The organism is Sphingomonas sp., from assembly GCF_041661885.1.
In the GTDB taxonomy this organism is placed as follows: domain Bacteria; phylum Pseudomonadota; class Alphaproteobacteria; order Sphingomonadales; family Sphingomonadaceae; genus Sphingomonas.
In genome coordinates, this window is the sequence record NZ_JBAZTL010000001.1 from 731,570 (window position 1) to 756,783 (window position 25,214).

The 25,214-nt window shown below is 62.2% G+C and carries 25 protein-coding genes and 1 tRNA gene; 16 read left to right on the forward strand and 10 right to left on the reverse strand.

The window, feature by feature from the left end; genetic code table 11:
* Positions 1-250 precede the first annotated feature (250 nt).
* On the forward strand, positions 251-2,434 hold the full coding sequence (locus WC704_RS03605; protein ID WP_372888725.1) for an ATP-binding protein: 2,184 nt from the start codon (positions 251-253) through the stop codon (positions 2,432-2,434).
* Between the two features lie 63 nt (positions 2,435-2,497).
* A complete protein-coding gene (locus WC704_RS03610; RefSeq protein WP_372888598.1) occupies positions 2,498-2,887 on the forward strand; it encodes a response regulator in 390 nt (129 codons plus the stop codon).
* Between the two features lie 46 nt (positions 2,888-2,933).
* On the opposite strand, the gene WC704_RS03615 is transcribed toward WC704_RS03610, so the two are convergent.
* On the reverse strand, positions 2,934-3,572 hold the full coding sequence (locus WC704_RS03615; protein WP_372888599.1) for a Crp/Fnr family transcriptional regulator: 639 nt from the start codon (positions 3,570-3,572) through the stop codon (positions 2,934-2,936).
* Positions 3,573-3,726: 154 nt separating this feature from the next.
* On the opposite strand from WC704_RS03615, the gene WC704_RS03620 reads away from it, so the two are divergent.
* The 6 genes from WC704_RS03620 to WC704_RS03645 all read left to right on the forward strand — a co-directional run bounded on the left by WC704_RS03620 (position 3,727) and on the right by WC704_RS03645 (position 10,734).
* Positions 3,727-5,766 (forward strand): toll/interleukin-1 receptor domain-containing protein, encoded by a 2,040-nt coding sequence (locus WC704_RS03620; RefSeq protein ID WP_372888600.1) that lies wholly within the window; start codon positions 3,727-3,729, stop codon positions 5,764-5,766.
* Between the two features lie 18 nt (positions 5,767-5,784).
* The gene (locus tag WC704_RS03625; protein ID WP_372888601.1) at positions 5,785-6,183 is read left to right on the forward strand and encodes a hypothetical protein; all 399 of its coding nucleotides are present in this window, start codon (positions 5,785-5,787) and stop codon (positions 6,181-6,183) included.
* 14 nt (positions 6,184-6,197) lie between these two features.
* Positions 6,198-7,997 carry an adenylate/guanylate cyclase domain-containing protein gene (locus WC704_RS03630; protein WP_372888602.1) on the forward strand — a complete coding sequence of 600 codons (1,800 nt, stop codon included), beginning with the start codon at positions 6,198-6,200 and terminating at the stop codon, positions 7,995-7,997.
* Between the two features lie 230 nt (positions 7,998-8,227).
* Entirely contained in the window at positions 8,228-8,845 is a 618-nt protein-coding gene (locus WC704_RS03635) for a hypothetical protein (RefSeq protein ID WP_372888603.1), read from the forward strand.
* Between the two features lie 51 nt (positions 8,846-8,896).
* Positions 8,897-9,379 carry a hypothetical protein gene (locus WC704_RS03640; protein ID WP_372888604.1) on the forward strand — a complete coding sequence of 161 codons (483 nt, stop codon included), beginning with the start codon at positions 8,897-8,899 and terminating at the stop codon, positions 9,377-9,379.
* Positions 9,380-9,609: 230 nt separating this feature from the next.
* Positions 9,610-10,734 (forward strand): hypothetical protein, encoded by a 1,125-nt coding sequence (locus WC704_RS03645; protein WP_372888605.1) that lies wholly within the window; start codon positions 9,610-9,612, stop codon positions 10,732-10,734.
* 20 nt (positions 10,735-10,754) lie between these two features.
* On the opposite strand, the gene WC704_RS03650 is transcribed toward WC704_RS03645, so the two are convergent.
* Positions 10,755-12,182: a S1 family peptidase gene (locus tag WC704_RS03650; RefSeq protein ID WP_372888606.1), complete on the reverse strand. Its 1,428-nt coding sequence runs from the start codon at positions 12,180-12,182 to the stop codon at positions 10,755-10,757.
* Entirely contained in the window at positions 12,170-13,276 is a 1,107-nt protein-coding gene (gene ald, locus WC704_RS03655; protein ID WP_372888607.1) for an alanine dehydrogenase, read from the reverse strand. The genes WC704_RS03650 and ald overlap by 13 nt, the downstream gene beginning before the upstream one ends.
* A gap of 127 nt (positions 13,277-13,403) precedes the next feature.
* Between ald and WC704_RS03660 the strand changes: the two genes are divergently transcribed.
* The 4 genes from WC704_RS03660 (at position 13,404) to WC704_RS03675 (ending at position 16,553) form a co-directional block, all read left to right on the forward strand.
* On the forward strand, positions 13,404-13,844 hold the full coding sequence (locus tag WC704_RS03660) for an Lrp/AsnC family transcriptional regulator (RefSeq protein WP_372888608.1): 441 nt from the start codon (positions 13,404-13,406) through the stop codon (positions 13,842-13,844).
* Positions 13,845-13,978: 134 nt separating this feature from the next.
* Positions 13,979-15,913, forward strand: coding sequence for a potassium transporter Kup (locus tag WC704_RS03665; RefSeq protein WP_372888609.1), 1,935 nt, complete (start codon positions 13,979-13,981; stop codon positions 15,911-15,913).
* Positions 15,910-16,419: a 2'-5' RNA ligase family protein gene (locus WC704_RS03670; protein ID WP_372888610.1), complete on the forward strand. Its 510-nt coding sequence runs from the start codon at positions 15,910-15,912 to the stop codon at positions 16,417-16,419. The genes WC704_RS03665 and WC704_RS03670 overlap by 4 nt, the downstream gene beginning before the upstream one ends.
* Before the next feature lie 57 nt (positions 16,420-16,476).
* Positions 16,477-16,553, forward strand: a tRNA-Met gene (locus WC704_RS03675).
* On the opposite strand, the gene WC704_RS03680 is transcribed toward WC704_RS03675, so the two are convergent.
* A complete protein-coding gene (locus WC704_RS03680) occupies positions 16,510-17,334 on the reverse strand; it encodes a recombinase zinc beta ribbon domain-containing protein (protein WP_372888726.1) in 825 nt (274 codons plus the stop codon). The two genes, WC704_RS03675 and WC704_RS03680, sit on opposite strands and share 44 nt — an antisense overlap.
* Between WC704_RS03680 and WC704_RS03685 the strand changes: the two genes are divergently transcribed.
* The gene (locus WC704_RS03685; protein WP_372888611.1) at positions 17,230-18,036 is read left to right on the forward strand and encodes a hypothetical protein; all 807 of its coding nucleotides are present in this window, start codon (positions 17,230-17,232) and stop codon (positions 18,034-18,036) included. The two genes, WC704_RS03680 and WC704_RS03685, sit on opposite strands and share 105 nt — an antisense overlap.
* Positions 18,037-18,086: 50 nt before the next feature.
* Here the strand turns inward: WC704_RS03685 and WC704_RS03690 are convergent, their stop codons facing one another.
* A complete protein-coding gene (locus WC704_RS03690) occupies positions 18,087-18,479 on the reverse strand; it encodes a type II toxin-antitoxin system HicB family antitoxin (protein ID WP_372888612.1) in 393 nt (130 codons plus the stop codon).
* Between the two features lie 32 nt (positions 18,480-18,511).
* Complete coding sequence (locus WC704_RS03695; RefSeq protein WP_372888613.1) at positions 18,512-18,694, reverse strand: type II toxin-antitoxin system HicA family toxin; 183 nt, start codon at positions 18,692-18,694, stop codon at positions 18,512-18,514.
* A 172-nt stretch (positions 18,695-18,866) separates the two neighbouring features.
* Between WC704_RS03695 and WC704_RS03700 the strand changes: the two genes are divergently transcribed.
* Positions 18,867-19,313 (forward strand): hypothetical protein, encoded by a 447-nt coding sequence (locus WC704_RS03700; protein ID WP_372888727.1) that lies wholly within the window; start codon positions 18,867-18,869, stop codon positions 19,311-19,313.
* A gap of 730 nt (positions 19,314-20,043) precedes the next feature.
* Here the strand turns inward: WC704_RS03700 and WC704_RS03705 are convergent.
* Positions 20,044-21,096: a hypothetical protein gene (locus WC704_RS03705; protein WP_372888614.1), complete on the reverse strand. Its 1,053-nt coding sequence runs from the start codon at positions 21,094-21,096 to the stop codon at positions 20,044-20,046.
* A gap of 756 nt (positions 21,097-21,852) precedes the next feature.
* On the opposite strand from WC704_RS03705, the gene WC704_RS03710 reads away from it, so the two are divergent.
* Both WC704_RS03710 and trxB read left to right on the forward strand, forming a co-directional pair.
* The gene (locus WC704_RS03710) at positions 21,853-22,233 is read left to right on the forward strand and encodes a VOC family protein (protein WP_372888615.1); all 381 of its coding nucleotides are present in this window, start codon (positions 21,853-21,855) and stop codon (positions 22,231-22,233) included.
* A 103-nt stretch (positions 22,234-22,336) separates the two neighbouring features.
* Positions 22,337-23,302 (forward strand): thioredoxin-disulfide reductase, encoded by a 966-nt coding sequence (trxB, locus tag WC704_RS03715; protein ID WP_372888616.1) that lies wholly within the window; start codon positions 22,337-22,339, stop codon positions 23,300-23,302.
* Positions 23,303-23,312: 10 nt separating this feature from the next.
* On the opposite strand, the gene WC704_RS03720 is transcribed toward trxB, so the two are convergent.
* The 3 genes from WC704_RS03720 to WC704_RS03730 are packed head-to-tail and all read right to left on the reverse strand — an operon-like array spanning position 23,313 to position 25,120.
* Positions 23,313-24,107 (reverse strand): hydrolase 1, exosortase A system-associated, encoded by a 795-nt coding sequence (locus tag WC704_RS03720; RefSeq protein WP_372888617.1) that lies wholly within the window; start codon positions 24,105-24,107, stop codon positions 23,313-23,315.
* Complete coding sequence (locus WC704_RS03725) at positions 24,095-24,829, reverse strand: hypothetical protein (protein ID WP_372888618.1); 735 nt, start codon at positions 24,827-24,829, stop codon at positions 24,095-24,097. The genes WC704_RS03720 and WC704_RS03725 overlap by 13 nt, the downstream gene beginning before the upstream one ends.
* An 18-nt stretch (positions 24,830-24,847) precedes the next feature.
* Complete coding sequence (locus tag WC704_RS03730) at positions 24,848-25,120, reverse strand: acyl carrier protein (RefSeq protein ID WP_372888619.1); 273 nt, start codon at positions 25,118-25,120, stop codon at positions 24,848-24,850.
* Between the last annotated feature and the right edge of the window lie 94 nt (positions 25,121-25,214).

A 25,214-nucleotide genomic window follows, 5' to 3' on the forward strand; every position in this document is an offset into this window, starting at 1 on the left:
GACGCTGCTGCTGGCTGTTGCCGGAATGTGCCTGTCTGTACCTTCGGCAAATGCCGAAGGTACAGGGCAAGCGACTGTACAGTATGACGCGCTGATCGCCGAGGCAAAAGCCGCAATGCTCGGTGACCCGGTGAAGGCGATCGATCGCGCGAAGGCAGCCGAAGCCAAAGCGGGCAATTTCCCTGTCGGCAGTTTTCGCACAAATGCGATCGCCACCGCGCAATGGTTGCAGGGCGAAGCGTATTCTCGAATGAACGATGTTGCACTCGCAGAACCATTGATCGACCACGCGATCTCGCTGGTGGAAAAATCTCGACCGTCAACAAAACTTTATGGTGATTTATTGCTGTCACGCGGCGGGCTTCGGCTCGCAAAAGCTGACGTTGCCGGAGCACTCTCTGCATATCAACAAGCTCATGATATTTTTCGTGATGTTGGGGAAACTCGTACACGTGCGATCGCAATTATTAGTATTGGATTTCTATATCAGGAGGCTGGGGACTATCAAAATGCTCTGAAATATTTCAGTCAATCGATTGACATATATAATGGTGATTCACAGTTGCTGTTTTCGATGTATAGCAATCGGGGCATTTGCCTGATGGGGCTCAATCGGATCTCCGAAGCGCAGGAGCAATTTCAAAAAGCCCTAGATATTGCGCGAAAACTGAAAATTCCCGTGCTACAGGCTCGGACGTTGCGAAACATCGCCCGTGCTCAACTCTTAGCGGGGCAACTCTCCGCCGCCGACCACACCATCGAGTTGGGGCTCGCTGTGTCGCGTGGGGACGAAGCAGGCGTTGCGCGCAATCATTTCCTGGTTTTGTCGGCCTGGTCGGCGCGATTGCGTGGCCACTTGCCCGAAGCGGAACGCCTGATTTCGCAAGCCTTCGCCAATGTCGATCCCAATACGTCGACCCTTGATTTGCGGGAGGGGCATCAGACAGCGTATGATATATATAAGGCGGCGGGGCGTCAGGCGCAGGCGCTTGCTCATCTGGAGGCGTTGAAGCAGTTCGACGACAAGACGTCCAAGCTCGCCGCGTCCGCCAATACCGCGCTCGCCGCAGCCCGGTTCGATTTCGCGAACCAGGAGCTGAAAATCGAAAAGCTGAAGCGTGCGCAATTGCAGCGCAATATCGAGGACGCGAAAAATCGCGCGCGGATGCAGCAGACGATCTTTGGCGGTCTGGCGGTGGCGACCGTTATCATCGTGTCGATGCTCGCCTTCGGTTTGATTACGATCCGCCGCAGCCGTAACGAGGTGCGGGCCGCGAACGTTGATCTGGCAAAGACCAACGCGGCGCTGGGCAGGGCGCTTGCCGCCAAAACCGAATTTCTCGCCACGACCAGCCACGAAATCCGTACCCCGCTCAATGGTATACTCGGCATGACGCAGGTGATGCTCGCGGATCGCGGTTTGAGCGAGCCGTTGCGCGACCGGATCGGCGTCGTCCACAGCGCGGGCGTCACGATGCGCGCATTGGTCGATGACATTCTTGACGTCGCCAAGATGGAAACCGGTAACCTCACGATCGAGCATGTGGCTTTTGATTTGAAAGCCATGCTGCGCGACGTTTCGCGGCTGTGGGAGGAACAGGCGCGGGGCAAGGGGCTCGCCTTTGTCCTCGATCTTGAAAATTGTCCGGCGTTCATCGAGGGCGACCCGGCACGGATGCGGCAAATCGCCTTCAATTTACTGTCTAATGCGCTGAAATTTACCGAAAAGGGAACGATTACGGTGCGCGCTGCCTCGGAAGGGGCAACGTTGCGGATCGGCATCAGCGACACCGGCATCGGCATCCCTTCGGACAAGCTCGGAATTATTTTTGAATCGTTTCGTCAGGTCGATGCCGGCACCACCCGCAAATATGGAGGCACGGGACTTGGGTTGGCGATCTGTCAGAATTTGGCGCAGGCTATGGGCGGCGGTGTAACGGTGGCGAGCGCGCCGGGCGAGGGCACGACCTTTACGCTTTCGCTTCCGCTGACGTTGGCGGCGGCTCCCACATCGAACGCTGAAGAGTCGATCCCGCAGGAGGCACTGCTGATCCTGGATCGCAATCCCATCTCGCGCAGCATGTTGCGCGCGGTTCTGGAGAAGCGCGCTGGCGTTGTGCTGTTCGCGGCAAATGCCGACGAAGCCGTCGCGCGGATTGCCGAGGGCGGGGTTGCCAGCGTCCTGATCGATGACGCAACGATCCGGGCGGAGCGCGACGTTGATGCCGCGCTCGCCGCGCTTGGTGCGAGCAGCGCAGTGTCCGCGCTATTGTGGCCAGCACCCGATGCTGCAGATCGCGCGCGCTTTGCCGCTGCGGGGATCGACCGCGTCATCGGCAAGCCGATAGCCGGAGCCGCGTTGGCTGCCGCTGTGCTCGACGGGGTGCCGGCGGACGATTCCGCACCGCTGACGCTTGTCACGCAAGCGGCATAAAGCGATAGAGGTGCAGACCATGTCGCATTTGTTATACCTTGAACCCGCAACGGAGTGCGTCAGGTGAACATTTTGTTCATCGAAGATGACCCGATGAATCGGCGTGTCGTGAAGGACATGCTCGATGTCGCCGGGGCGACGATGACGGGCGCCGAAAGCGGTGAAGCGGGGCTCGCGTTGATCGACTCGCAGGATTTCGAAATCGTTCTACTGGATTTGCGGATGCCGGGGATGGACGGTTTCGAAACGCTTCGCCACATTCGCGCGCGTTGCGATGCAAAGGGGCAACTGCCGGTTATCGTTGTCACGGCGGATACCGCAGTTGACTTGCGCGAGCGTTGCCTGGCGGCAGGGGCCGACGAAGTCCTGTTCAAGCCTGTGGCGATGGATTCGCTGTTCGATGCGATCGGTCGGATGCTGGCCAAAGGAGCAGGCGACGGGATGATCGGCTGAGCCACGGCGCGCTGGCGATGGTGTTTCGGTGGCTGGCTCGGGTGCCTTATTCGGACAGCGACCCGTCACCGCCCTGACGCTCGATTTCCGCAACCAGCGCGGACACGGTCTCGACGACCAGGTCCTTGCCGCTGCGTGCAATGAGGCCGAGCGTCTTCAAGCGCGCAAATTCCCGGGTCACCACCTCGCGTTGAGTGCCGACGAGAACCGCCATGTCGGCGTGAGTCGGTATTGCTGGAATGACGGCGCGATCTTCGATGACTCCGCTCACCCTCGCCATGCGCAATAGCTCCATCTGCAGCCGACATGGCGCGGGCACTGCACCCAACCGAAAGACCTGCGCGCTGAGGCTGCGGACCAATGCCGCCAGATCTTCGAGCAAGGCGCGAGTGAAACCGGGGCAATCGGACAGGAGCATCTTGACCAGCGGTGGCGGCATCCGCCCGATCTCGGACATGGTGATGGCGAAGATATTGGCGGAGCGCGGTGCCCCGTCAATCGCGGCCAATTCCCCGAAATGCGCGCCTGCCTCCAGGCGGCGATAACCGATCTCGCGACCGGCACGGGAGAATTGGTTGGCGAGCAGCGTTCCCGTTGCGATGATGTACACATCCTCGCCGGCTTCCTGTGCCCGCACGACCTGATCGCCGCGTTGATAGATACGCCAGATCGTATGCGATGCCACATGGGCGCGCTCACTGGCGTTCATGTGGCGGAATAACGGACAGCGCTCTACTGCGGCGAGCGCCGAGGGTGAAATTTGCTTTGATCCACCAACGTCTTGCATCAGGCGTTCAATGCCCTAGGCAATGCGACATTGGCCAGCCGGGGGCGAGTAGGTGGCACATTCTGAAGGCTATATAGCATTTATCAGCTACAGTCATAGTGACCAACGATGGGCGAATTGGCTGCACCGCGCGCTCGAAAGCTATCGTCCACCCCGCAAACTGGGCGCGGCCCCTGATAAGCCTCAGCGGTTGCGTCCCATTTTTCGGGATCAGGCGGAGCTGTCGGCGGGGCCCGACCTTGGCGAATCGATTCGGGCCGCGCTCGATCGCTCGCCCTACCTGATTCTGCTGTGTTCGCCGACCGCGCGCGCTTCGGATTGGGTGGCCGCCGAAATCACGTATTTTTTGAAGACGCATTCGGTCGATCGCGTGTTTTGCGTTCTCGTCGGTGAACAGCAAATCGGCCTCCCGTTGCTGGATTGCCTGCCTCAGGACCTGCGGGACGCGCTTCCGGCGGGCAGCGAACCGCTGGCGGTGGATTTGCGACCGGGTGGTGACGGGCGGCGGCTTGCCCGCCTGAAACTTGCCGCAGGGCTGTTGGGGGTCGGCCTGGATGTTTTGGTGCAGCGCGATGCTCGCCGCCGGACGCGCCTGATGGCGGCGGTTACCTTTGCGGCAATGTTGCTTAGTGTCGCGTTTGGGGCGCTTACGCTGGCGGCGATCGACGCACGGCGTCTGGCGCAGCGACAGGCAGCGGAGAGCGAGGATCTTGTGGCGTTCATGCTGGGTGATCTTCGCGGCAAACTTGAGCCGGTCGGGCGACTCGACGTGCTCGATGGTGTCGGACGCAAAGTGCTCGATCATTATGGACGCATGGATCGCGACCGGCTGGATGATGCGGCGCTGGCGCAGCAGGCCAAAGCGCTGACGCTGCTTGGATCGATTCGCGTGAAGCGCGCTGACCTTCCCGGCGCCGGACAGGCTTTCGCAAGCGCAGCCGCCACGTCGGCGCAGCTCGTCGCGCGGGCGCCGCATGACGGCGCGCGTTTGTTCGACCATGCGCAAAATGTGTATTGGCTAGCCTTCGTTCAGTGGAAACTTGAGCATATTGCGGCGGCCGAGCGGGGCTTTGGCGAATATGCCCGGCTTGCCGATATGCTGGTGCAAATCGATCCCAAGCGCGCCGACTGGCGGCTGGAACCCGCTTATGCGCGGAGCAATTTGGGCACGCTGCTGCTGGAGCAGGGGCGCTATGCGGATGCGCTCGCTGCCTTTGAGGTGGCGCGGAACGGGTTCAGGGAGGCCAGTCTGAAGGCGCCGCGCGATAGCGACCGGTTGGCCGATTTGGTCGATGCACAAAATTGGGTGGCCGATGCGCAATTCCTGCTGGGGCATCTGCGCGAGGCCTATACCGAGCGGGCGACGGCATCGCGCATCCTGCACACCCATTTCGCCAGCGATCCGGCGAATCGGCCATTGGAGGAAAAGGTGCTGACCGCCGACCTTGCATTGGCACGGCGTGCGCTCGACCTTGGCAAGTTGGAGGAGAGCAGGGCGATCGTGGCGCGATCGCGCGCTGGCCTCGCCAAATTGGCCGCCTTCGATCCCGATAACGCCGTTTGGCTCGAAAATGCCGCTTATGGGGATCTCGATGCGGTTGATCTGGCGCTTGCCGAGGGGGACCTCGCCGCAGCCCGCGCCGCGCACGATCTGGCGCGGGAACGGATCACGCATTTGCGCAGGATCGGTGGCAGCAACTGGAGTTGGCGGTCACAGATCGAAGGCCGCTGGCAGCGCCAGGCGGTCGCATTGCACCAGCGCGCGGGTGATATTCCCGGTGGACTGGGCGCTGCGTCGGTACTGCTAAAGGATTTGGCGGCGCACCCGCATGACAAGGATCCAGGCCAAGTCGCGTTGTTGATCGGCTTTGCGCATCTTGCGCGCGGTGAGACGGATGCGGCAATTTCGACACTCGCCCCGTTGGAGGCGGTTTTATTGCCGGAAGGGCGCGATACGCTTGCTCGCGCGCTGTTCAGGCGCGGCGATCTCGCGCGGGTGCGGCAAATCGTAAAAAATCTATACGTGTCGGGGTATCGGAAGCCTGAATTCCTTGCATTCTGGAACAAAGTGGGGTTCAATATCGGAGGTTAATAAACGGGGAGATACAAAATGACGCAAGTTTGGCCAGAACTTACTCAGGAAATTGTCCTCGGATTGGATCCATATTTTAATTTTATGAATTATGTTGATCCGCAAAATCCTGTACCGTTACGTCTTTCGGTAGATGAAAAGATTACCATCGTATTTACCCTTAGCGATCAGTTGGTCGCTGCCGGGTGGTCTTTTCAGGATCGTCCTTTCGTTGTTGGCAGCGATTACAGTATCAATTTTTCGAGTTATGAATGGCTGGAAAATACGTTCGAGGGGGCAATTGCTCCACGGACGAAATTTCGGATTGTTTTCGAATGTGCGCGGCTCGGCATATTTGAATATACATTGATGTTTGTCGATCGCCATCAGCAGAAAATTGCGCTGGATCCGAAAATCGAAAATGGCGTGGGTAAATAAAGAGCGCGGCCTTCTTGGCGGATAAGAGCGTAGAGGATGCGAAGCTCGCCGCGCTGATCAGGCGCGGCGAGCATCTTGCTGCCTACGATCTGGCCTATCGGCGCATCGAGCGGGACGGGGTTTCGCCTGCGGTTGCCCATGCAGCGGTCTTGTGCCTGGCGCGATCGGGAGCGACCGATTTCGCGCGGCTGGAATATGCGCGGTGGCGGTTGGGAGATGATCCCCGTGACGCAGAAGCTGCGACGCTGGGCGCGCGGTTGCTGAAGGACGTGGCGTTGGCCTCGACCGGAGCGCGGCGACGCGCGTTCGCGCGCGCATCCGCTGCGCGCTACGCGGCGAGCGACGCGCGGCATGGCGGGCTTTACAGTGCGATCAACGTTGCGACGATGCGGTTGATTGCCGGAGATGCCGATGGCGCGCGTCGCGCCGCGGAAAAGGTGCTGACCCATACCGGCACCGAGGCAGATACAGCGGAACCTTATTATACCCTGGCAAGCCGGGCGGAGGCGCAAGTGCTGCTGGGCGCAGCAGATGCGGCGGCCGAGACATTGGCGAGCGCGATCTCGCGGGCACCGCACGATTATACCGCACACGCATCGACCGTTGGGCAAATCGACATTATTTTGCGGGAGCTGGGGGCGCCGAGTGCGTGGCTCGATCCGTTGCGACCGCCGCGCGTGGCGCATTTTACCGGTCGGATTTTTACCTTTCCGGATTCGACCGATCCGACGACCGACCCGAGCGCGGAGCGTATCGCCGCACTCAGTGCGGAAATGCAGGCCGTGCTGCGCGAGGCTCGGGTCGGTTTTGCTTATGGCGGCCTCGCCGCCGGCGCTGACATTCTGTGGGCCGAGGCGTTGATTGCGTGTGGTGCGGAATTGCATGTCGTGTTGCCAACTGCGGTTGCGTCCTTCGTTGCCACGTCGGTGGCCCCGTTCGGACAGGCGTGGGTGCGTCGGTTCGAGGCGTGTCTTGCCTGCGCACAATCGGTCCGGTTGGCGACGAAAGACCCCTATGTCGGCGACGATCAAGTGTTTACCTATTCGAGCCAGTTCGCGATTGGCTGCGCAATCTTGCGGGCGGAGGCCCTGGCGACCGAGGCGGTGCAGCTTGCAGTTTCCGGCGGGGATGCACGGTCCAGTGTCGCCGCTGATTTGGCATATTGGGCGCGGGCGCCGCGTCGGCAGATCATCCTAAACCTCGAACGAGCCCCGCTCCGTTCGGCGTATATCGAGGATAACCAGCGCCCGCCCACCGTGATGAAGGCAATGCTGTTTGTCGATGTGCGGGGCTTTGGCAGCTTGCGCGACGACCAGATCCCGGCCTTTTTTACCGTGGTCATGGCGGAGATCGCGCAGGCGATTTCGTCGCTTGCCCGGCCCCCCGAACATGTCGAAACCTGGGGCGACGGCGTCTTTCTGGTGTTCGATCAGCCGGTCGATGCGGCGGAAGCCGCGCTGACCATGCTGGCGGCGCATCGGCGATTGAACCTGCGCGCGCGCGGGCTGCCCCGGTGGCTCGCCTTGCGGATCGGTGGGCATTACGGGCCGGTTCACCTGCGCACCAATCCCATCCTGGGAAATTTGGCGGTGGTGGGGGCGCATGTCGTGGTCGCAGCGCGCATCGAACCCAATGTCGCCCCCGGATCGGTATATGTCAGCGAAGCGTTTGCCGGTGCGCTCGCCACCTTTCATGCCGATCGCTTCCGCTGTGGATATGTCGGGCGAACCAAGGCGCGCCGCGATTTCGAACCGCTGTCGATCTTCAATCTCGTTCGCCGAGATGGTCTAAATACCCGGATTTTTGAGAAATAACCCGATGTACTGTGCGATTTTGCACATCATGTCGCCCCAGTAACGGGCAGGGAATTTCGGGCCGGTTGCGCATCCCTTCATTGGTTGATTGGCCGCTCGGCGGAAGGAGATTTCGACATGGACGTCTCTCCCGATGGCGTAGCAGCGGCTCGGCCAGCATCCAACGGGCGGCGCACGGAGCGTGGTGCCTGCGGTCGCGGGGCGGCGTGGATGTGGTTTGGGGAAATACGGTGGCGATAACGCTGAATTTCGTCAATAATTCCAATGATGTGAACAACTCCCACATCATCGTTTTCCAAAAAAATCTCGCCGGGGCGTCCGACGATGGGCCGATTGCGTGGAAGGTGATTGGGGGTTCTCGTCCGGGGGAAACGTACCCTTTCGCCTTCCCCGTCGCGATGGAGGTCGCTGTCGCCGACGATGCGGGCAAAACGGCGGGCCCGATGGCTGCGGCGAACGGTCAGCACTTTGTGGTGGGGCATGACCATCCCCATTACACACTGACCATCGGCCCGACCGAAGCGAACGCCGCCGAAGTTCAAGTGCGCAACGCGCTGCCCGACACTTCGATTACCGCGAGCATCTACCGGGATGGCAGGCTGCTTGCCATCAGGGCGGGGGTGTTGCCGCAGCAGATGGCGGTTTTTTCGATCAAGCCATCGGTGTGGATTGGCGTCGCGCCGGATGTTGCCGAAGGTCAGGTGATCGACGGGGAAACCCTCGCGAACGTGAACACCGAATTGTCGCTACTTGGCCTGGCCAGCGCCGATATTATCATGAGCGGCGGTTGGCCCGGAGTGTCTTCCACCCCGTTCCGGTTTTCCTTGCAAAACGTTGTCATGGCTTGAGCGGACGATGCACACCATCGGCTACGCCATCGGGGAGGAAAGGGATTGCCGTTGCTTCGCAACATAACCCGCTTCTGGACCGCGAATGACGGTCATCTCGTGTTTGAGATCGTGTTCGATCGCGCATGGCGCACGGGCGATCTTGATCCGCCCGCCGTGGCCATCGTGCGGTGCGCGTGTTCGCTCGACGAACGGCACGAAGTCGCGATCTATGAAGATCGTCCAAGCTGGTTTGCGATCGACTTTTCATCGGGATATCACGTCCACGGCACCTTGCGGCAACAGGGTGATGTTCAGATTGGCGGTACGGCGTGCCTGACCATTTTCGCTGACATCTATTATCGGCAATTCGGGCGTGAACAGTTGTTCCATTTCGACGGTGGAATGGTGGCCTGCCCAAGTGTGTCGCATGTCGGCGGGCATCCGGGCCGTGGCCGTCATGGCGGGGGGAAAACGCCAGCGCTTGCCGACGCGCGTTATGCGACACGCCGGAATGCCGCCGTCGGCAAAGCGGTTCCATCGCAGTCGGTATGAAATTATCGCGATCGATATTGTAATGAAACTGTAATTTATCTTAATTCATTATAGATATATCGGTTTTTCCAAAAAATCTCACCGTATTTTGGATATTGTTGATGCAGTATAGTGGCGTTCAATTCATATCGTATGAGACAAATACTGTTGCACTTGTAGAGCCGGTCGAAGCATCGGAGATTTCAAAATCTGAAGATGTCTCCCTTGATATCGAGGGGCGGTGCGCGCTGATGCACCGCGCGATGAAAACCGCGCGCGACGCGCTGGCGGCGGCGCCAGCGGCACCAGGTTCAGAGCGGGTGCTGAAAGTTTTCATGGCGCCAGAGTATTTCTTCTGCGGGGCCGACCGTCCGTATCGGACCGACGATGTACAACGCGCAATCGCGATGCTGCAGGCGCTGGCTGCCGGGGGCGAATGGGGGGATTGGGTCTTCAGCTTTGGTACGATTGTCGGAACATCGACCCCGACGCTCAACGGGGCGCCCGGCGAATTGTACAATTTCGCGCTGATCCAGGAAGGCGGCGCGGCTGGGGCGGGGCCAGCCGGCGCGCGCGTGGTCGCAAGGCCGATCAACCGTAAGGATTTTGCGGCGTGTGGGGCAACGTTCGACGGGACTGGTATTTTTTCCATGCGCGGGCTGATCTGGGCGGCGGACATCTGCCAGGATGCAGCATCGTCACTACCGGTGCGCGCACGGCAGATGCCCGGGGAACCCCAAATCCAGATCCAGTTATTTCCCTCGGCGGGGGCAAGCATCCCTCCCGATGGTATCTTTGCGGCACCGGACGGATTTGTTTTCCATGTCGATGGTGCCGGGCGCGGCACGGCGTTGCGCCAGGTTGGCGCGCCCGAGCCGATTGCGCCGCGTGCGCGCGTCACGATTGCCCGCGAGAACCTGTCGCTGTCTCCCGCATCTGCTGTCGGGATAGAGCCCCTGGATCGGCTCAGTCCGGCAGGGGCTGGTGAGATCGTCATTTTCGATCCTCACCCGCTTCCCCCGGTTACAAGGGTGCTCGGTTCGCGACGGACGCTGTCCTGGCAAGTGTGCGAGGCGTACCGTTTCGCATTCGACCTGATTTACGATGAGGAAGGCCGCTTTTCGACCATTCTGGTCGCGCCCTGCCGCTCCCCGACCGATATGTTCCACGGCAATCATTATTTCCTGCCGCTGGAGTTTGCCGCGCATGACCCGCACGATCAGCGAGTCGAGATCGCGATGTCGGTCATCAGTGGCACTGCGGACCATGAATTCGCCGTGTGGTGCAAGATCACGCTGCCCGGCTTTCAGTTCGATGGGCCAGCGATTCGCTTCGCGCTGGATCTGGATGGCCCGCGCCCCTGGACGGTCTGGTAGGGGCCGGTCGGGGCGCAGTGTTACCGCGCGGCGCGGATAGCACGGTTTTGTGGAAATTCAGGTTTTACGTCGGATTCGGTGTTTCCCGCGCTTGCTGGCGGGGGGGATTGAAGCGGCATCTGCAGCACTTGCCAGCGCTCGGGCAGATAATCGACCGACATGTAAAAATAGAAGACGCAGGAGCCGTCACCGCGATAGCTGGCACCCTTCAGCACGCCCAGCGCGGTGGTGCCGCTGAACACCGGCGACCCGCTGTCGCCCCCTTTGCACGTCGGGCCGGAGACGGTCACCCAGGTGGGCAGGCAGGGCCCGCCACACAGATCCCCCGCAGGCGCAAAATCGGTGAGTTGCACCAGCGCGCAGCTATAGCCTGTGCGTTCCCCGCGATGGCAGACGAAATCGCCCGCACGCGTGCTGGCGCGGCTGCGCAGGCCGGTCACGGGGCGCAAGCGCGTGCGGGCGGTGTCGGCGTAGAAGCTTGGCGGCAGCGGCGTGTCGGCGGCGTTGATCTGCACGTCGCGATAGCCCCAGCCCCATTGGCCGACAAAGGGCAGCGGTGTCGAACCGGCCTGCGGATCGCGGTATACCAGATCATCGACACAGTGTGCCGCTGTCGTGACGCCATAGCGCTGGCCGTCGGTAACGGTGAAGCCGGTCGTGCAGAGGTAACGCCGACCATCGGCGGGGCTGACACCTTCGACCCGCGATCCGCCTTCGGGTGCCAGATTGACATCAACATGGTTGAGCACGCGGACCTGCACCGGAACCCCGGCAATGGCTTCCAATCGCGCCGTGAGCGCGGCGGTCCCGCCAGGCGCATCGGCACTCCCGATCAGGATCGTGAGCTCACCCGTGCGTGGGTCCAGCCCCATGCCCGGTGGCGTATGGAGCGCCGCACGCAAGGCTGCTTGATGGTTGGTCATCGCCCAGATCACCTGGTCGCGCGTGACGCGTGCGCCAGTGCGAAAGAGGATCGGAACGGTGATGCCGCCCGTAACCACGCTTTGCGGCGCGACCGGGGTGGTGCCGGTAAGCGAGACGATGATGCGATAGGACGGGCGATGTTCGATCGCGATGCCGGCCAGGCGATCGCGATAATGTTCGCCAATCGCATCGGTTATGAGGGTGCTGATATCCTGCGCGGTAAGCCGGGCGATGGCTTCGGGCAGCGAAACACCGAATTGCCGCGCATATTCGGCGGCATCTTCGGCCAATGCTTCCGCCGGGGATTCCAAAATGGGCGCGGCGACCAATGGTGCGGGGGCGGGCGGGAGCGTCGGCACCGCGACCGGAGGCGCGGCATGGTCGGCAGCACCGAGGGCAGGGGGAGCGGTCTGTGCAAACGCGCCGACCGGGGAAAGGAACAGCGCGGCGGCGAGGAAAAGGATACGCACCGAAGCGCGATACCAGCTTTGCCCCGCCGCCGCGAGTGGGGTCAGCGCGCCCACGCCTCGAACGGCAGGGCGAGCGCTTCGGCGACCGCCTGATGGCGGATCTTGCCGCCGGACACATTCAGACCGTTGGCGAGGTGCGGGTCGGCGGCCATCGCCGCTTCCGCTCCGTGCGCGGCGAGCTTCAGCACGAACGGCAGCGTCGCATTGTTGAGCGCAAAGGCCGAAGTGCGCGCGACCGCGCCCGGCATGTTGGCGACGCAGTAATGGATGACGCCGTCAACGTCGAACACCGGGTTTTCATGCGTCGTCGCGTGGCTGGTTTCGAAACAGCCGCCCTGGTCGATCGCGATATCGACCAGCACCGCGCCGCGCTTCATCGTCTTGACCATCTCGCGCGTGACCAATTTTGGTGCGGCGGCACCGGGCACCAGCACTGCACCAATTACCAGATGCGCGTTCTTCACGGCTGCCGCAATCGCGGCCTTGCTGGCATAAGCGGTCTTGATCTGGCTACCGAAGAACATGTCGAGCTCGGCCAGCCGCGCGTTCGAGATGTCGTAAATGGTGACGTCGGCGCGCATTCCGACCGCCATTTGCGCGGCGTTGACGCCCGACACGCCGCCGCCGAGAATCGCGACCTTGGCCGGGGCCACACCCGGCACGCCGCCGAGCAGGATGCCGCGACCGCCTTGTTCCTTCTCCAGATAATGCGCGCCGACTTGCACCGCCATGCGCCCGGCCACTTCGGACATGGGCTTGAGCAAGGGAAGCGAGCGGTCGGCTGCCGTGACGGTTTCATAGGCGATGCAGGTTGCGCCCGAGCGCATCAGCCCTTCGGCCTGCGGCTTGTCGGCGGCGAGATGGAGGTAGGTAAACAGCAAGTGGCGCGGCTCCAGCAGCGCGATTTCGCTCGGTTGCGGTTCCTTGACCTTCACGATCATGTCTGACTGCGCGAAAACGCTGGCGGCGTCGGGCAGGATCGTCGCCCCGGCCGCGACATAATCGGCGTCGCTGAAATCGATGCCGAGCCCGGCACCGGTCTGCACCGCGACATTGTGGCCCGCCGCCACCAACTCGGCCACCGATGGCGGAGTCAGCCCGACGCGATACTCATGATTCTTGATTTCCTTGGGAACACCGATCCGCATGTCTCTTCTCCTTGATGCGAGGAGTGTACAGAAAAGGCGCTATAATGTGCTTGCAAAGATCGCGCACGCGCCGCTGAAAACGCAATTCTGTTGCGATATAGGGGGCATTACCGCAATGGACTCCCGTATGGACAGCATAGACCACAACATCCTCGCGCAGCTTGGCGCGGAATCGGGCCTGACGAGTGAGGAGTTGGGGGCGAAGGTCGGCCTGTCGCCCTCGGCGGCGCATCGCCGGGTGAAGGCACTGGAACAGCAGGGCATGATTCTCGGCTATCGCGCGCGGTTGTCGCGGGCTGCGCGCGGCAATCCATCGACCGTGTTCGTCTCGGTCACGCTCACCGATCAGCGTCAGGCGACGATGCTGCAGTTCGAGCAAGCGCTCGCCAAGACCGCCCAGGTCCGCGAGGCGCATCTGATGAGCGGCGAATCGGATTATCTCCTCAAGGTACTGGTGCGTGAGGATGACAGCTATGAGCGAATCCACCGCGAGGTGCTCTCCACCCTGCCCGGCGTGCATCGGCTGGTAACGCAGTTCACCATCCGTACATTGGCGAGCGAGGAATGATCCATATTTGGCCACCGCACCCGCCGTTGCGGGGGGCGAGGACGCGTGCTATTGCGCCGCACCATCGGGGCGTTTCAGCAAGTGCCGTCATCCATGATTTTTCGACGTGACATCCGGGCAAGAACAGCCTTCGCGTGAGCAGTGATCAGGCCAGCGCGGGCATTCAGCCTGCTGCACCCGACTCGGTTGGCGTCGGGCATCATCCGCAGAGAAAAGATGGCGTTGCCAAGCTCGCGCTCGGTGCGATCGGCATCGTGTTCGGCGATATCGGCACCAGCCCGATCTATGCCTTTCGCGAAACCTTTGCCGGGCATCACAAGCTCGCGCTCGATCCGGTCCATATCATGGGCGTCGTCAGCCTGATCTTTTGGTCGATGATGATCGTGGTGACCTTCAAATATGTCACCGTCATCATGCGTGCCGACAATAAGGGCGAGGGCGGCAGCCTGGCGCTGCTGGCACTGGTCAACGGTCGCACCAAGAACAAGCGCTGGTCGCGCGGAATCATCCTGTTGGGCGTATTCGCGACGGCGCTCTTTTACGGCGATTCGATGATTACGCCCGCCGTGTCGGTGCTGTCGGCGATCGAGGGCGTGGCGATCGCCTCGCCGAGCCTTGGCAAGCTGGTGCTGCCACTCGCAATGGCGATCATCATCGGCCTGTTTTCGATCCAGCGTAGCGGAACCGCGCGCGTCGGGCTGTTCTTCGGCCCGATCATGTTGCTGTATTTCGCGGTGATTGCGACGCTCGGGCTCATCAGCATCGCCCATACCCCGCAAATCCTGTGGGCCTTCTCGCCGCATTATGCGCTGGAGTTCTTTGCGCTCGATCCGGCGCGGGCATTTCTGGCGTTGGGCTCGGTGGTGCTGGCGGTGACGGGGGCGGAAGCGCTCTACGCCGATATGGGGCATTTCGGTCGCAACCCGATCCGCGTGTCGTGGCTGTTCATCGTGCTGCCGGCCCTGATGCTCAACTATATGGGGCAGGGTGCGTTGCTGTCGCGACTCGGCGAGCCCGCGCTCGAAAGTCCGTTCTATCTGCTGGCGTCGGAGCATTTTCGGCTGCCCCTGGTGGCGCTGGCGACGGCGGCAGCGGTGATCGCGTCGCAGGCGGTGATTTCAGGTGCTTTCTCGGTCACGCAGCAGGCGATCCAGCTCGGTTTCGTGCCGCGCTTGCGGATCGAACATACCAGCGCCGCGACCGCGGGGCAGATCTACATTCCGCTGGTCAACTGGCTGCTGGGCGTGATGGTCCTGCTGCTCGTCATTTTCTTCCGCACCTCGTCCAACCTCACCTCGGCATATGGCATCGCGGTTACGGGCGCGATGTTGATCGACACCTGCCTGCTGACGGTGGTACTGTTCCGCCTGTGGAACTGGCGCGTCTATTATTCGGTGCCGTTGCTGGCGCTGTTTTTCATCGTCGATGGGGCCTATTTCACCGCCAACTTGACCAAGGTGCCCTCGGGCGGCTGGTTCCCGCTGCTGGTCGGTTTCATCGTCTTCACCATCCTGACGACTTGGTCGAAGGGGCGGCAATTGATGATCGACCGGATGCGCGAATCGGCGATGCCGATCAAAATCTTCATCCAGTCTGCCGCCACTTCGGCCACGCGCGTGCCGGGGACGGCGGTGTTCATGACCGCCTCGCCCGAGGGCGTACCGCACGCGTTGCTGCACAACCTCAAACACAACAAGGTGCTGCACGAGCGCATCATCCTGTTGACCGTCAAGATCGCCGATGTGCCCTATATCGTCGAGGGGGAGCGCTGCTCGCTCGAGGACCTTGGGGCGGGCTTTCACCGCATGATTCTGCGCTATGGCTTTATCGATGAGCCCGACGTGCCGCTGGCGCTTGCCAATGTGCATCGTTGCGGCGCTGATTTCCGGATGATCGACACCAGCTTCTTCCTGGCGCGGCAGACGCTGTTGCCCTCGTCGCACCCCGGCATGATGATCTGGCGTGAAAAGCTGTTCGCCTGGATGCTGCGCAATGCCGAGAGCGCAATGGAGTTCTTCCGCTTACCGACCAACCGCGTGGTCGAACTGGGCAGCCAGCTCGAAATTTGAGCGGGGCCGCGCCCATCATCGTCACCGCGCTGTTCGGGCGCAGTGACGCGACGTGGTTCGACGATTTGCGGGCGCGGCATTTTCCGCCAGAACGCAACCAGTTATCGGCGCATTTGACGATGTTCCATCATCTCGCGCCGAGTCTCGAACGCGAACTGAAGCAGCGGCTGGCTGGAGAAACGCGACAGGTGGCGGCACCCGACGCGCGAATCGCCGGGTTGATGTCGTTGGGCGGGGGCGTGGCCTTCCGCATCGATTGTCCGGCACTGGAAGATATCCGCGATCGCCTGGTCGATGCTTTCGCGTCGGTACTGACACCGCAAGATCGTGCGCCTTGGCGACCGCATGTCACCGTGCAGAACAAGGTCGAGCCGTCGGTTGCCAAGGGGTTACAGGGCGAATTGTCGCGAGATTTCCGTCCGCGTCCGGTTCGAATCGCCGGGTTGGCGACATGGTGGTATCGTGGCGGACCGTGGGAAGCACTTTCCCGCCATATGTTCGCTTGACCGCTTCGCCGCGCATTCCTATAGCCCGCGCCTCGCGAGTGATTAGCGCCTGCGCATGGCGAAGTAGCTCAGTTGGTTAGAGCACGGGAATCATAATCCTGGGGTCGGGGGTTCAAGTCCCTCCTTCGCTACCATCGCTGTCACTCGCGACCTCCCCCTCGTTGGGCCATCAGTGCCGGTCGCCAAGGCGACGACGGACTGAAGGCGGCTGACAACCTCGATTTGCCACTCGCCCGATTCGAGCGGCGTGGCGTAGATCACGTCGATCAGATCGCGGATCTGCGCGGTGACTTCTTCGCTATTCGCATCCCCGGCGCCGAGGCTGGCCGCCAGGCCCTGGATGCGGGCCCGATACGCTTCGGCGATTTGCGGGTGCAGCGTCACCACGTTGACCGCCGCAGCTTCGTCCAGCGCTTCGCGCGCCGCGTCGCGTTCGGCGGTCTTGGCCGCCAGGGCCTCGCGAATGTCTGCGAAGTCGGCTGCTCCGGCCGAGATCGCGGCGACGAGATTTGCGATCGCGCGCTCGGCCGCCTGCAGGCGGCGCGCCAGCGTGGCGCGTTCACGTGCCGACGTCGCGGCGCCCTGGCTGCGCTTGGCGTGATACTCGCTCACCACCAGGCGCATCGCCTCTTCCGACAGCAGTTCCTCTTTCAGCCCCTCGACGACGCGGTGCTGCAGCTCGCTCGCGGCGATTCGCCGCGTGTTGGTGCAGGTGCCGACCTCGCGGTACCGCGAGCATCCTAGCCTCCCGCTAACGACCATGATCATGGTCGCGTCGCACAGGCCGCAGCGCACCAAGCCAGACACCAAATGGCGCGGCCGTCGGCGCAGCGGCAGCGGTTGCGTCGCGCGGACATGCCGCGCGTCCTGGATCGCGTGCCACTCCGCATCGCTGACGATGCGCAGATCGGGCATGCGGTTTTCCAGGTAGCAGTTTACCGTCCCCGCCAGCAGATGACGGCGAGGGGTGGGCGGTTCGGCGATGTGGGTTTGGTCAAGCCCGGGGGCGGGCCGTGTCGATCATGGCGGTTGTTGTTCGTGTGCGATCAGCGACTGGATCAAGAGCCCGCCCTCGATGCCGAGACGCGCGAGATCCTTGACGATGTGGCGGATATGGATCCGGCTGACAGGCGCGCGATCGCGCAACTCGCGCGCAGTCTCGCGCGGCGTGCGCCCGGCCGAGGGGAAAGCCCCGCAACTTTGCACGCACCCGTCACCTTCGCCGCGATCGGCCCATCGATCGTCTTGGCCGCATGCACTGACCCGGTGGCCGATGCACAAGAGCGCTTGCGTATCATTTCCAGCACTCAGGCAAGCAAGGCCGACATCTGCGATGCCCATCGGCGGATTGTCGAAGCGTATCTGACTGCAAAGCGCAGCGACGGTTATGAGGAAGCGAAGGTCACAGCCGATATATATTGCCAGAGTGCGGAGCTCGACCCCGGCGGACAGGTCGACGCCAACGGACACGATATCATTATCGTTGCCGACTCCATCGACAATAGTGCCTCGATGCTCGACCAGATCGACACGACGCCCAAGACGACTGCAACCGAAGCGGCCAAAGGCAGCGACGACAATGCCGAAATCGGTCGTGACAATTGGGCGGGGGAGTGACGAGCCGCTAGGCAACTCCCAGATGTCCTCGGCCTTTCGCCCGTCTCAGCTCAGCGCCGATGTTCGATCTCATTGCGCGCGGCCTGGGCCAGGAAGGCGCTCCGGGTCAGGCTGCGCGAGGTCGCAGCCTTGTCGATCGCGTCGAGCATGCCGCGATCGAGCGACAGGTTCACGCGCGCGAACGTGCCGCTGTTGCGGATCCACGGCACCGCAACGATGAACGCGCCATCGCGCAAATCGTCGGCGGCAAGCGCCCGGACCTGATCGAGCCGCAGTGGCGCGACCTCGGGCGCATCCTCGAACCACAAGGCGAGCGCATCGCAGGCGTTGGGCAAAACCTCACCGATCTCATCCGCTGCCGAGAAACAGCACGGAAGATCGGGGAAGGTGACGCCGAAGGCGCTGCCTTCATCCTTGTGCACGATGGCGTAGAAATACTTCATGGTCTTGTTCCTTATCCGGGGCAGGGGGAGGCTCATGCCCACCCCGCCATTTTCGCGATGCTGCGGGCGGTGCCCAGCGGCAGGTCTTTCTTCGGGTGCGGGACGATCACCGTGATTTCATCCTTGCGGAATTTGTGGTGCGAGCCCTTGACCGACACGAGGTCGAACCCCTCCGCCACCAGCCGCTTCACGATTTTCTTGCTGTCCCGTTCCATGCGCAAATATATACACATCATGCGGAAGGTGGTCAATCGGTTTTGCGCATATAAATGCGCAACATGACATAGTTTTTCGGGCTATGGCTGGTTGCATCGATTCCCGTTATGTTCCGTGACGGGAGCGCGGGCTTAAACTTTGATGGTTGCGCAATATCGCCGTTCGCCGGGCATGGTGAGCACGAAGCTGCAGGTACTGGATTTCGCCAAGGCGTATTTTTTGCGCTGGGGTCGATCGCCCAGCTATGGGGAGATCGGCAATGCGCTGGGAATCAACCGCTATCGCGCGCGCGATGTGGTGCGCGCGCTGACCGTCGAGGGCGAAATCCTGCGCGAGCCCGGCGACCGGCGGCGAATGTCGTTTCCGGGGCTTGAGCGGCAGGTGAGCGAAAGCGACGCCATACTGGCGCTGCGGGCGACCGGGTGGACGGTGAACCCGGATGGCCAAGTGTTCGAGCGGGCCGACCCCGCGACATTTCCCCCACTGCCGCGCGTGCCCGAACTTGAGCAGATCCCCCTGATAGACGTCGGGGGTCAGCAAAATGTCGGAAAGCAATCCAGCCGAGGCGAAGGTGATGCGCGCGATCATCGCGCGGCACCGCAAACAGGCGATCGCTGAACGCGCTGCCGCAGCGCAAGCATCTGCGCCGCAATCTCTGCCTGTATGACGACCTCTACCATACTGACCCAGCCTGCCAGCCCGTGCATGAAGATCCTGCTGGCGTCGGGACTGCTGGATCCGACACCGGGGGCGCAACTGGCGCTGATCGACGGTAGTGCAGGCGGCGACGGTGCCTTCGGCCGCGACACGCGCTTGCGCGATTCGGAATCGCGCACCAGCCGCACGCGATTGCAGCGGCCCCCGCCCAGTTCGAACGAACCCCGTTTCGCAGAGCAAATGCCTCTCCACTTAAGCGCGGCAAGTCCAGGGAGTGGTCCGCGCGCGGGGACTACGGGTTCCAGTCCGCCTGGTGGCCCGTGAAATAGAAGAGTTTTCGAGCGAATAGGCGGGGCATAGTTCCCGGGGTTCGGCGCGGCTAACCGCCCGGTCCGGGTCGGTTGCCCGCGTAGCGATCCTCCGGCAGTAAGCGTCAGGTGGCACGTCTCCGATACCAGCCTGGGTGGGAGGCGGAGCGGCCAGGCGGGTACGTTGCTTGTTTCACTGGGGTCGATGAACGATGATCCATGTTGCCCTCGGCAGCCTCATGATCCGCAGGGGCATCCATCCCTGACTATTTCTCACACGGACTTTAAGCGGCTGGCGTCTGCTACGGGTCTCCAGCCCCGATATGGCACCTGGTCCTCTTCAGAATTTGACCGGCTTTCCAATGCAGACGTCGCTCGCGGGTTTATTGCCCTTCGCCTCCGGTACATGCGTCCGGCGTGTTCTGACGCACGAGCACCATCGTCTGATTGAGCAATTGGTAGGCGATTTCACCGAAGGTGACGGGTCCGGCGATGCCTCCGATTGCCTTGCCCTCAAGCGCCCCGTAAAGGAAATTCAGGATGCAGTTGCAAGACCACATCGCCCCTTCGAACGAATGGTCGGCGAGTTTTTCGCGGAAGGTCGCGGCGTAGTCGGCGAGCGGAGCGGCGAAGCGATAGTCCACGCCGGGAAACACCGGGGCGTAGAGCGTTACCGCTTGCGTTTGGCGATCGACCGATTTGATCGAGACGTTGATGGGCGCGCCCGCGAAATCACCGATCAATGGCAGCGTGCCATCGTCCATGCCGTGCTCGACAAGGTAGGCGGCGAAGTTGGTCGGCTGACCGCCGACGATACAATGGGTCGGGGCGAAATCGGTCTCCTCGAACCGTAGGACATCACCATCGCCGGGGGTGAACGGATTGACGATTTCGATCGATAGAAGCGCATCCTCTGGTTGCGATATATGGGCAACCACTGCCTGATCGGTGTGCTTGGTTGGTCCGGTTCCGTCATATACCTTGGCGGAGGCTGCTGCGTCAGCCAGGTCAACGCCAGCGATCCAGCCGACGGTGGGGCGCAGAAACGCTTGGGGATAGTCAGCCGCATCATGGGCGAACTGCTCGTGGCAAGCCGATCCCGCCGGAATGATTGCAAGAGAGAAGCCGTGTTCGGGGCCGTTGCCCGAGATATCGGCTAAGCGATTGGCATCATAGGTTGCGACGCGTACGCTTCCGATCCGTGACAGGTCGGTCACGAAGACTTGGCCTTCGGTGATCACGCGACCGCCGTCGACCGTCATGAAATAGGGGGTGGTCCCACCGATCCAGTTGCCGGAAGGGAGCATGTCCATCGCCGATTCCGGGCCGGCGATCGACAGTGGGAGGCCCGCCTCGATCAACGTTATGGCATCCGCGACTTCGAGTAGACCATTGGTCTGCTGAGACTTAAGCTCAGCTAAACTGAACGATTTCATCAGCAAGGCTCCGCTCCCATTTTGCATAATATTCATGAATTTCGGCTGCCTTTTGGGTTACCGGTGCGTTGCTGCGCTCCATCCGCTTCGCCAGCATCTGGGTCGCGACATTGTCGGTCCGAAGTGCCGCCAGTCCTCCGTTCGCGAGCCTTTGCCAGCACGGGGATGTAGGTAACGGTATGGGCATCTATTCCTCCAGCCTGTTGCTGGTATCATAGTTGGCTTGCAGCGGTTGGTCGGAGCATTGCCGATTTAAATTTGGATTTTCTGGAGCACGCGGTCGTTCCATGCACGACGCACCGCTCATCCGCCAAGCCTTCGCCAGCTTGGCGATTGCCCAGGTGGAGATGGCATGGCCGTTGTCGTCAGCGGCGGCTGGCCGTAGCAAAAAGGTGACGGAACTGATCATCCGTAATTGATCGTGCGGGTATCGAGCTTTCGAGAGTGGGTATCAAACCCATTTTCAACCCCGAAACCCGCAGTTTTCTGTCAGTTTAGTGACCGGGGCGTAGGGTGTCGCCAGAAGCGCACTCACTTTGACGCCAGATGTGCCGATGATGTAGCTGGACGGTTGTCCGGCTACGGGGGCCTCAGGTTATGATGGAGCGCGCCGGGTGATTACGTTGGGAGCGGTCCTTCGCTACCACTCGCGACCAAATCCGCACCGATGGGTGGTTTTCCAACCACCATGAATAGGCTAGCGCCTGGATCGATGCCGCCAATCAAGTGCGACGCAGCCTGAAAGAGGGAGCAGCTATGTTCAGCCATGTCATGATCGGATCGAACGATCTCGAAGCATCGCGTAAATTCTATGACGCCACGTTGGGTGCGCTGGGCGCGCGGGCGGGCTCCGACAATCACGGCCGGATTTTCTACATGCACAATGGCGGCATCCTGCTGGTGACCAAGCCGATCGATGGCGAGCCTGCCTGCCATGCGAATGGCGGTACGATTGGTTTCGCAGCGTCGTCGCCCGAGGAAGCCGATGCGTGGCACGCGGCGGGGGTCGCCGCCGGTGGCACGCCAATCGAGGATGCTCCCGGTATTCGCGACAACGGCACGACGAAGCTCTATCTCGCATATCTGCGCGATCCGGCAGGCAACAAGCTCTGCGCGTTGTACCGCTACCCGGCTTGAGGCTTCTGGCGGCGGGCCTCTTGCACACCGCCACCCACCCACCATGTTGCCAGTCGGCCCGCCGCTGCCCTAGAGGCGGCGGGCCGACAGGACGAAAGCTGCCATGACCACCCACAAGACGCGCATGTTGATTCTGGGCTCCGGCCCCGCCGGCCTTTCCGCTGCCATTTATGGCGCGCGGGCTGGCATGAAGCCGATCCTCGTTCAGGGCATCCAGCCAGGCGGCCAGTTGATGACCACCACCGATGTGGAAAATTATCCGGGCTTCGCCGACGTCATCCAGGGCCCGTGGCTGATGGAGCAGATGCAGAAGCAGGCCGAGCATGTCGGCACGACGCTGATGTACGACACGATCGTGGAGGTCGATTTCAGCCAGCGCCCGTTCCGCCTGGTCGGCGATAGCGGTGATATTTACGAGGGCGACGTGCTCATTATCGCAACGGGCGCACAGGCCAAGTGGCTTGGGCTCGACAGCGAAGAAGCGTTGAAGGGCAAGGGCGTCAGCGCGTGCGCGACTTGCGACGGTTTTTTCTATCGCGGCAAGAAGGTCGCGGTGATCGGTGGTGGAAACACCGCGGTCGAGGAAGCGCTGTACCTCACCAACCATTCGCCCGACGTGACCTTGATCCACCGTCGCGACTCGTTTCGCGCGGAGAAGATCCTCCAGGAGCGGTTGTTCGCGCACAAGGGCATCACGGTCTTGTGGAACAAGGAAGTCGTCGAATTCGTCGACGGCGGCGGCACGACCGGGCTGGTCGCGCTGGAACTGGTTGACACGGTGACCGGTGAGCGGTCGCGTCTCGATACCGAGGGTGGCTTTGTTGCGATCGGCCATCATCCGGCGACCGAATTGTTCCGCGGGCATTTGAAGCTCGATGCCGATCATTACATCTGGGTCGAGACCGGCTCGACCCGCACCAGCGTGCCCGGTGTATTCGCGTGCGGCGATGTGATGGACAAGGTCTATCGTCAGGCCGTTACGGCGGCGGGTACGGGCTGTATGGCGGCGCTCGATGCCGAGCGTTTCTTGGCGGAGGCCGAGTTCGAAATGGCCGAGGCAGCGGCGTAGGGCTTGCCGCTCAGCCCGTTACGGGCGAGCCAGCCAGTGCCGCGACGATCTGGTGTTCCAGCCACGCCGCATCCTGCGGATGCGCGAAGCTGTGGCTGGCGGTTTCACAGATGTGGACTGGAAGTGCCAATTGGCCGGTGCGCGCGGCTTCAGCAAAGGCGAGCGCGGTATTGTCATGTCGCGCGAGCAGGATCGTGGCGCGACCGTGCCATGTCGCCAGCGCGGCGAACAGCTCGGTTGCGAGCGGCGCGGCAACCTTCAATCGGGCGCGAACAATTTTGCTCAAGCCATTGAGTAAATATATAAAATTTACACCGCCGCGCGCCAGCCGTAACCATTCGCGCGGGTTTCTCAGCTTGGCGGCATAGCGCGCGCGGATCGCTGCAGCGGGGGGAAGGGCGTCATCCTGTTCGACCAGCCACGGATTGGCGAGGATCAGCGCGTCGACCCCGGCCTCCGCCCCGAACAGCGCCAGCGCGGTCGCGGCATCACAATTGCCGAAGGCCACCAGCCGTTCAATCCCGGTCGCTGCGCGGAAGGCGGTGGCGGCGCAGGCGATGTCGCGGGCCGACGCACGGAACCCATCATTGTTGCCGGTCGAATCGCCGATGCCGCGCCGGTCGAAACGGAACACCGGCACCCCGCGCGCCGCGAGTCGTTGCGCGAGCAACGCCATGCCGCGATGCGCGCCGATGCGAATTTCATTGCCTCCGGAAACGATCAGCAAGCCGGTCTTGCCGGGGGCCGCATCCAGCGTGGCGAACAGCGTCTCGCCCGCGCAATCGAAGGTCGTCACCGTTCGCATGAGGCGACCCAGTCGGCGATGTCGTCGGCGAGCAACCGGGCCAATGTCAGGTCATTGCCGGGCTCGGCGCGGCGCCACAGCGGCGAGCCGGAGACATGGCGGTCGGCCGGCGCAGGATCGGTGTCGAGTCGCACGGTGCGCACGGTGCCGCCATCCTCGCGGGTCCACGGCGCATAAACCGACAGGTCGGTGAGCAATGCGGTGGAGATCAGGTTTCCGGCGATTTCGACCGGAGGGTCGAGTTGGTCGTCGGGTGCGTCCGGGTCGAAATACCAATCCGTGTCCACGAGCCTGCTATGCGGCTGCGACGCCTGCTTGATCCGCTTCAGGTCGCGCAACAGGCTGGGGCCATCCTGCGGCGCGAAATGCCAGCGTCCGTCGAGCAAGGCCAGCTTTTCGAGCAGCGCGCCACTGCGCAGCGCCACGCCATAACATCGGCGATCGGCATTCCAGGCGTCCTTGGTCGCACAATCGAAGCCGTCGGCAATGTCCAGGATGCTGCAGCGCTCCAGCGGCACCAGGCTCTCCCCTTGACCGGGAAGGTCGGGCAGTATCGATGCCACCCCGCGCGTCGCCAGCACCCGGCAAATGGCCACCGCGAAGCTGCGCAGGCGATTGGCCTCTTCGAACAGGGGCAAAGCGATCGCCACCAGCGGCCCGTGGTCGGGCCCGAAGCGAAGCATGGCCTCCTTGCCGCCGCTTGCCTGATACGAGGCGATCAAGCGGCGCTCATCGATTGGTTAGCGGCGCGTCTTGGTGGCGACGAAGCGGACGAGCGCGCCGAAACTCTCCAGCATCTCGCCATCGACTTCGTCATCCTCGATCAGAATGCCAAGGCGTTCCTCGATTTCGGTCAGCAGTCCGGCGACCGCCATCGAATCCAGTTCGGGCATAGCGCCGAACAGCGCCGTATCGGCGTCGAGCGCCGCCGTGCGGGCTTCGCCCAGGCCCAACACATCGTGCAGCGTCGAACGGAGCGTGGCATCGATACGATCGTAATCTTCAGAAATCACTGCGAGCCCCAATTTGTGGGTTATGGTGCGCTGCGATAGTGACTGGGCTGTCACATGCCAAGAGCGACCCGACAAGTCCTCTTCACAGCGGGGC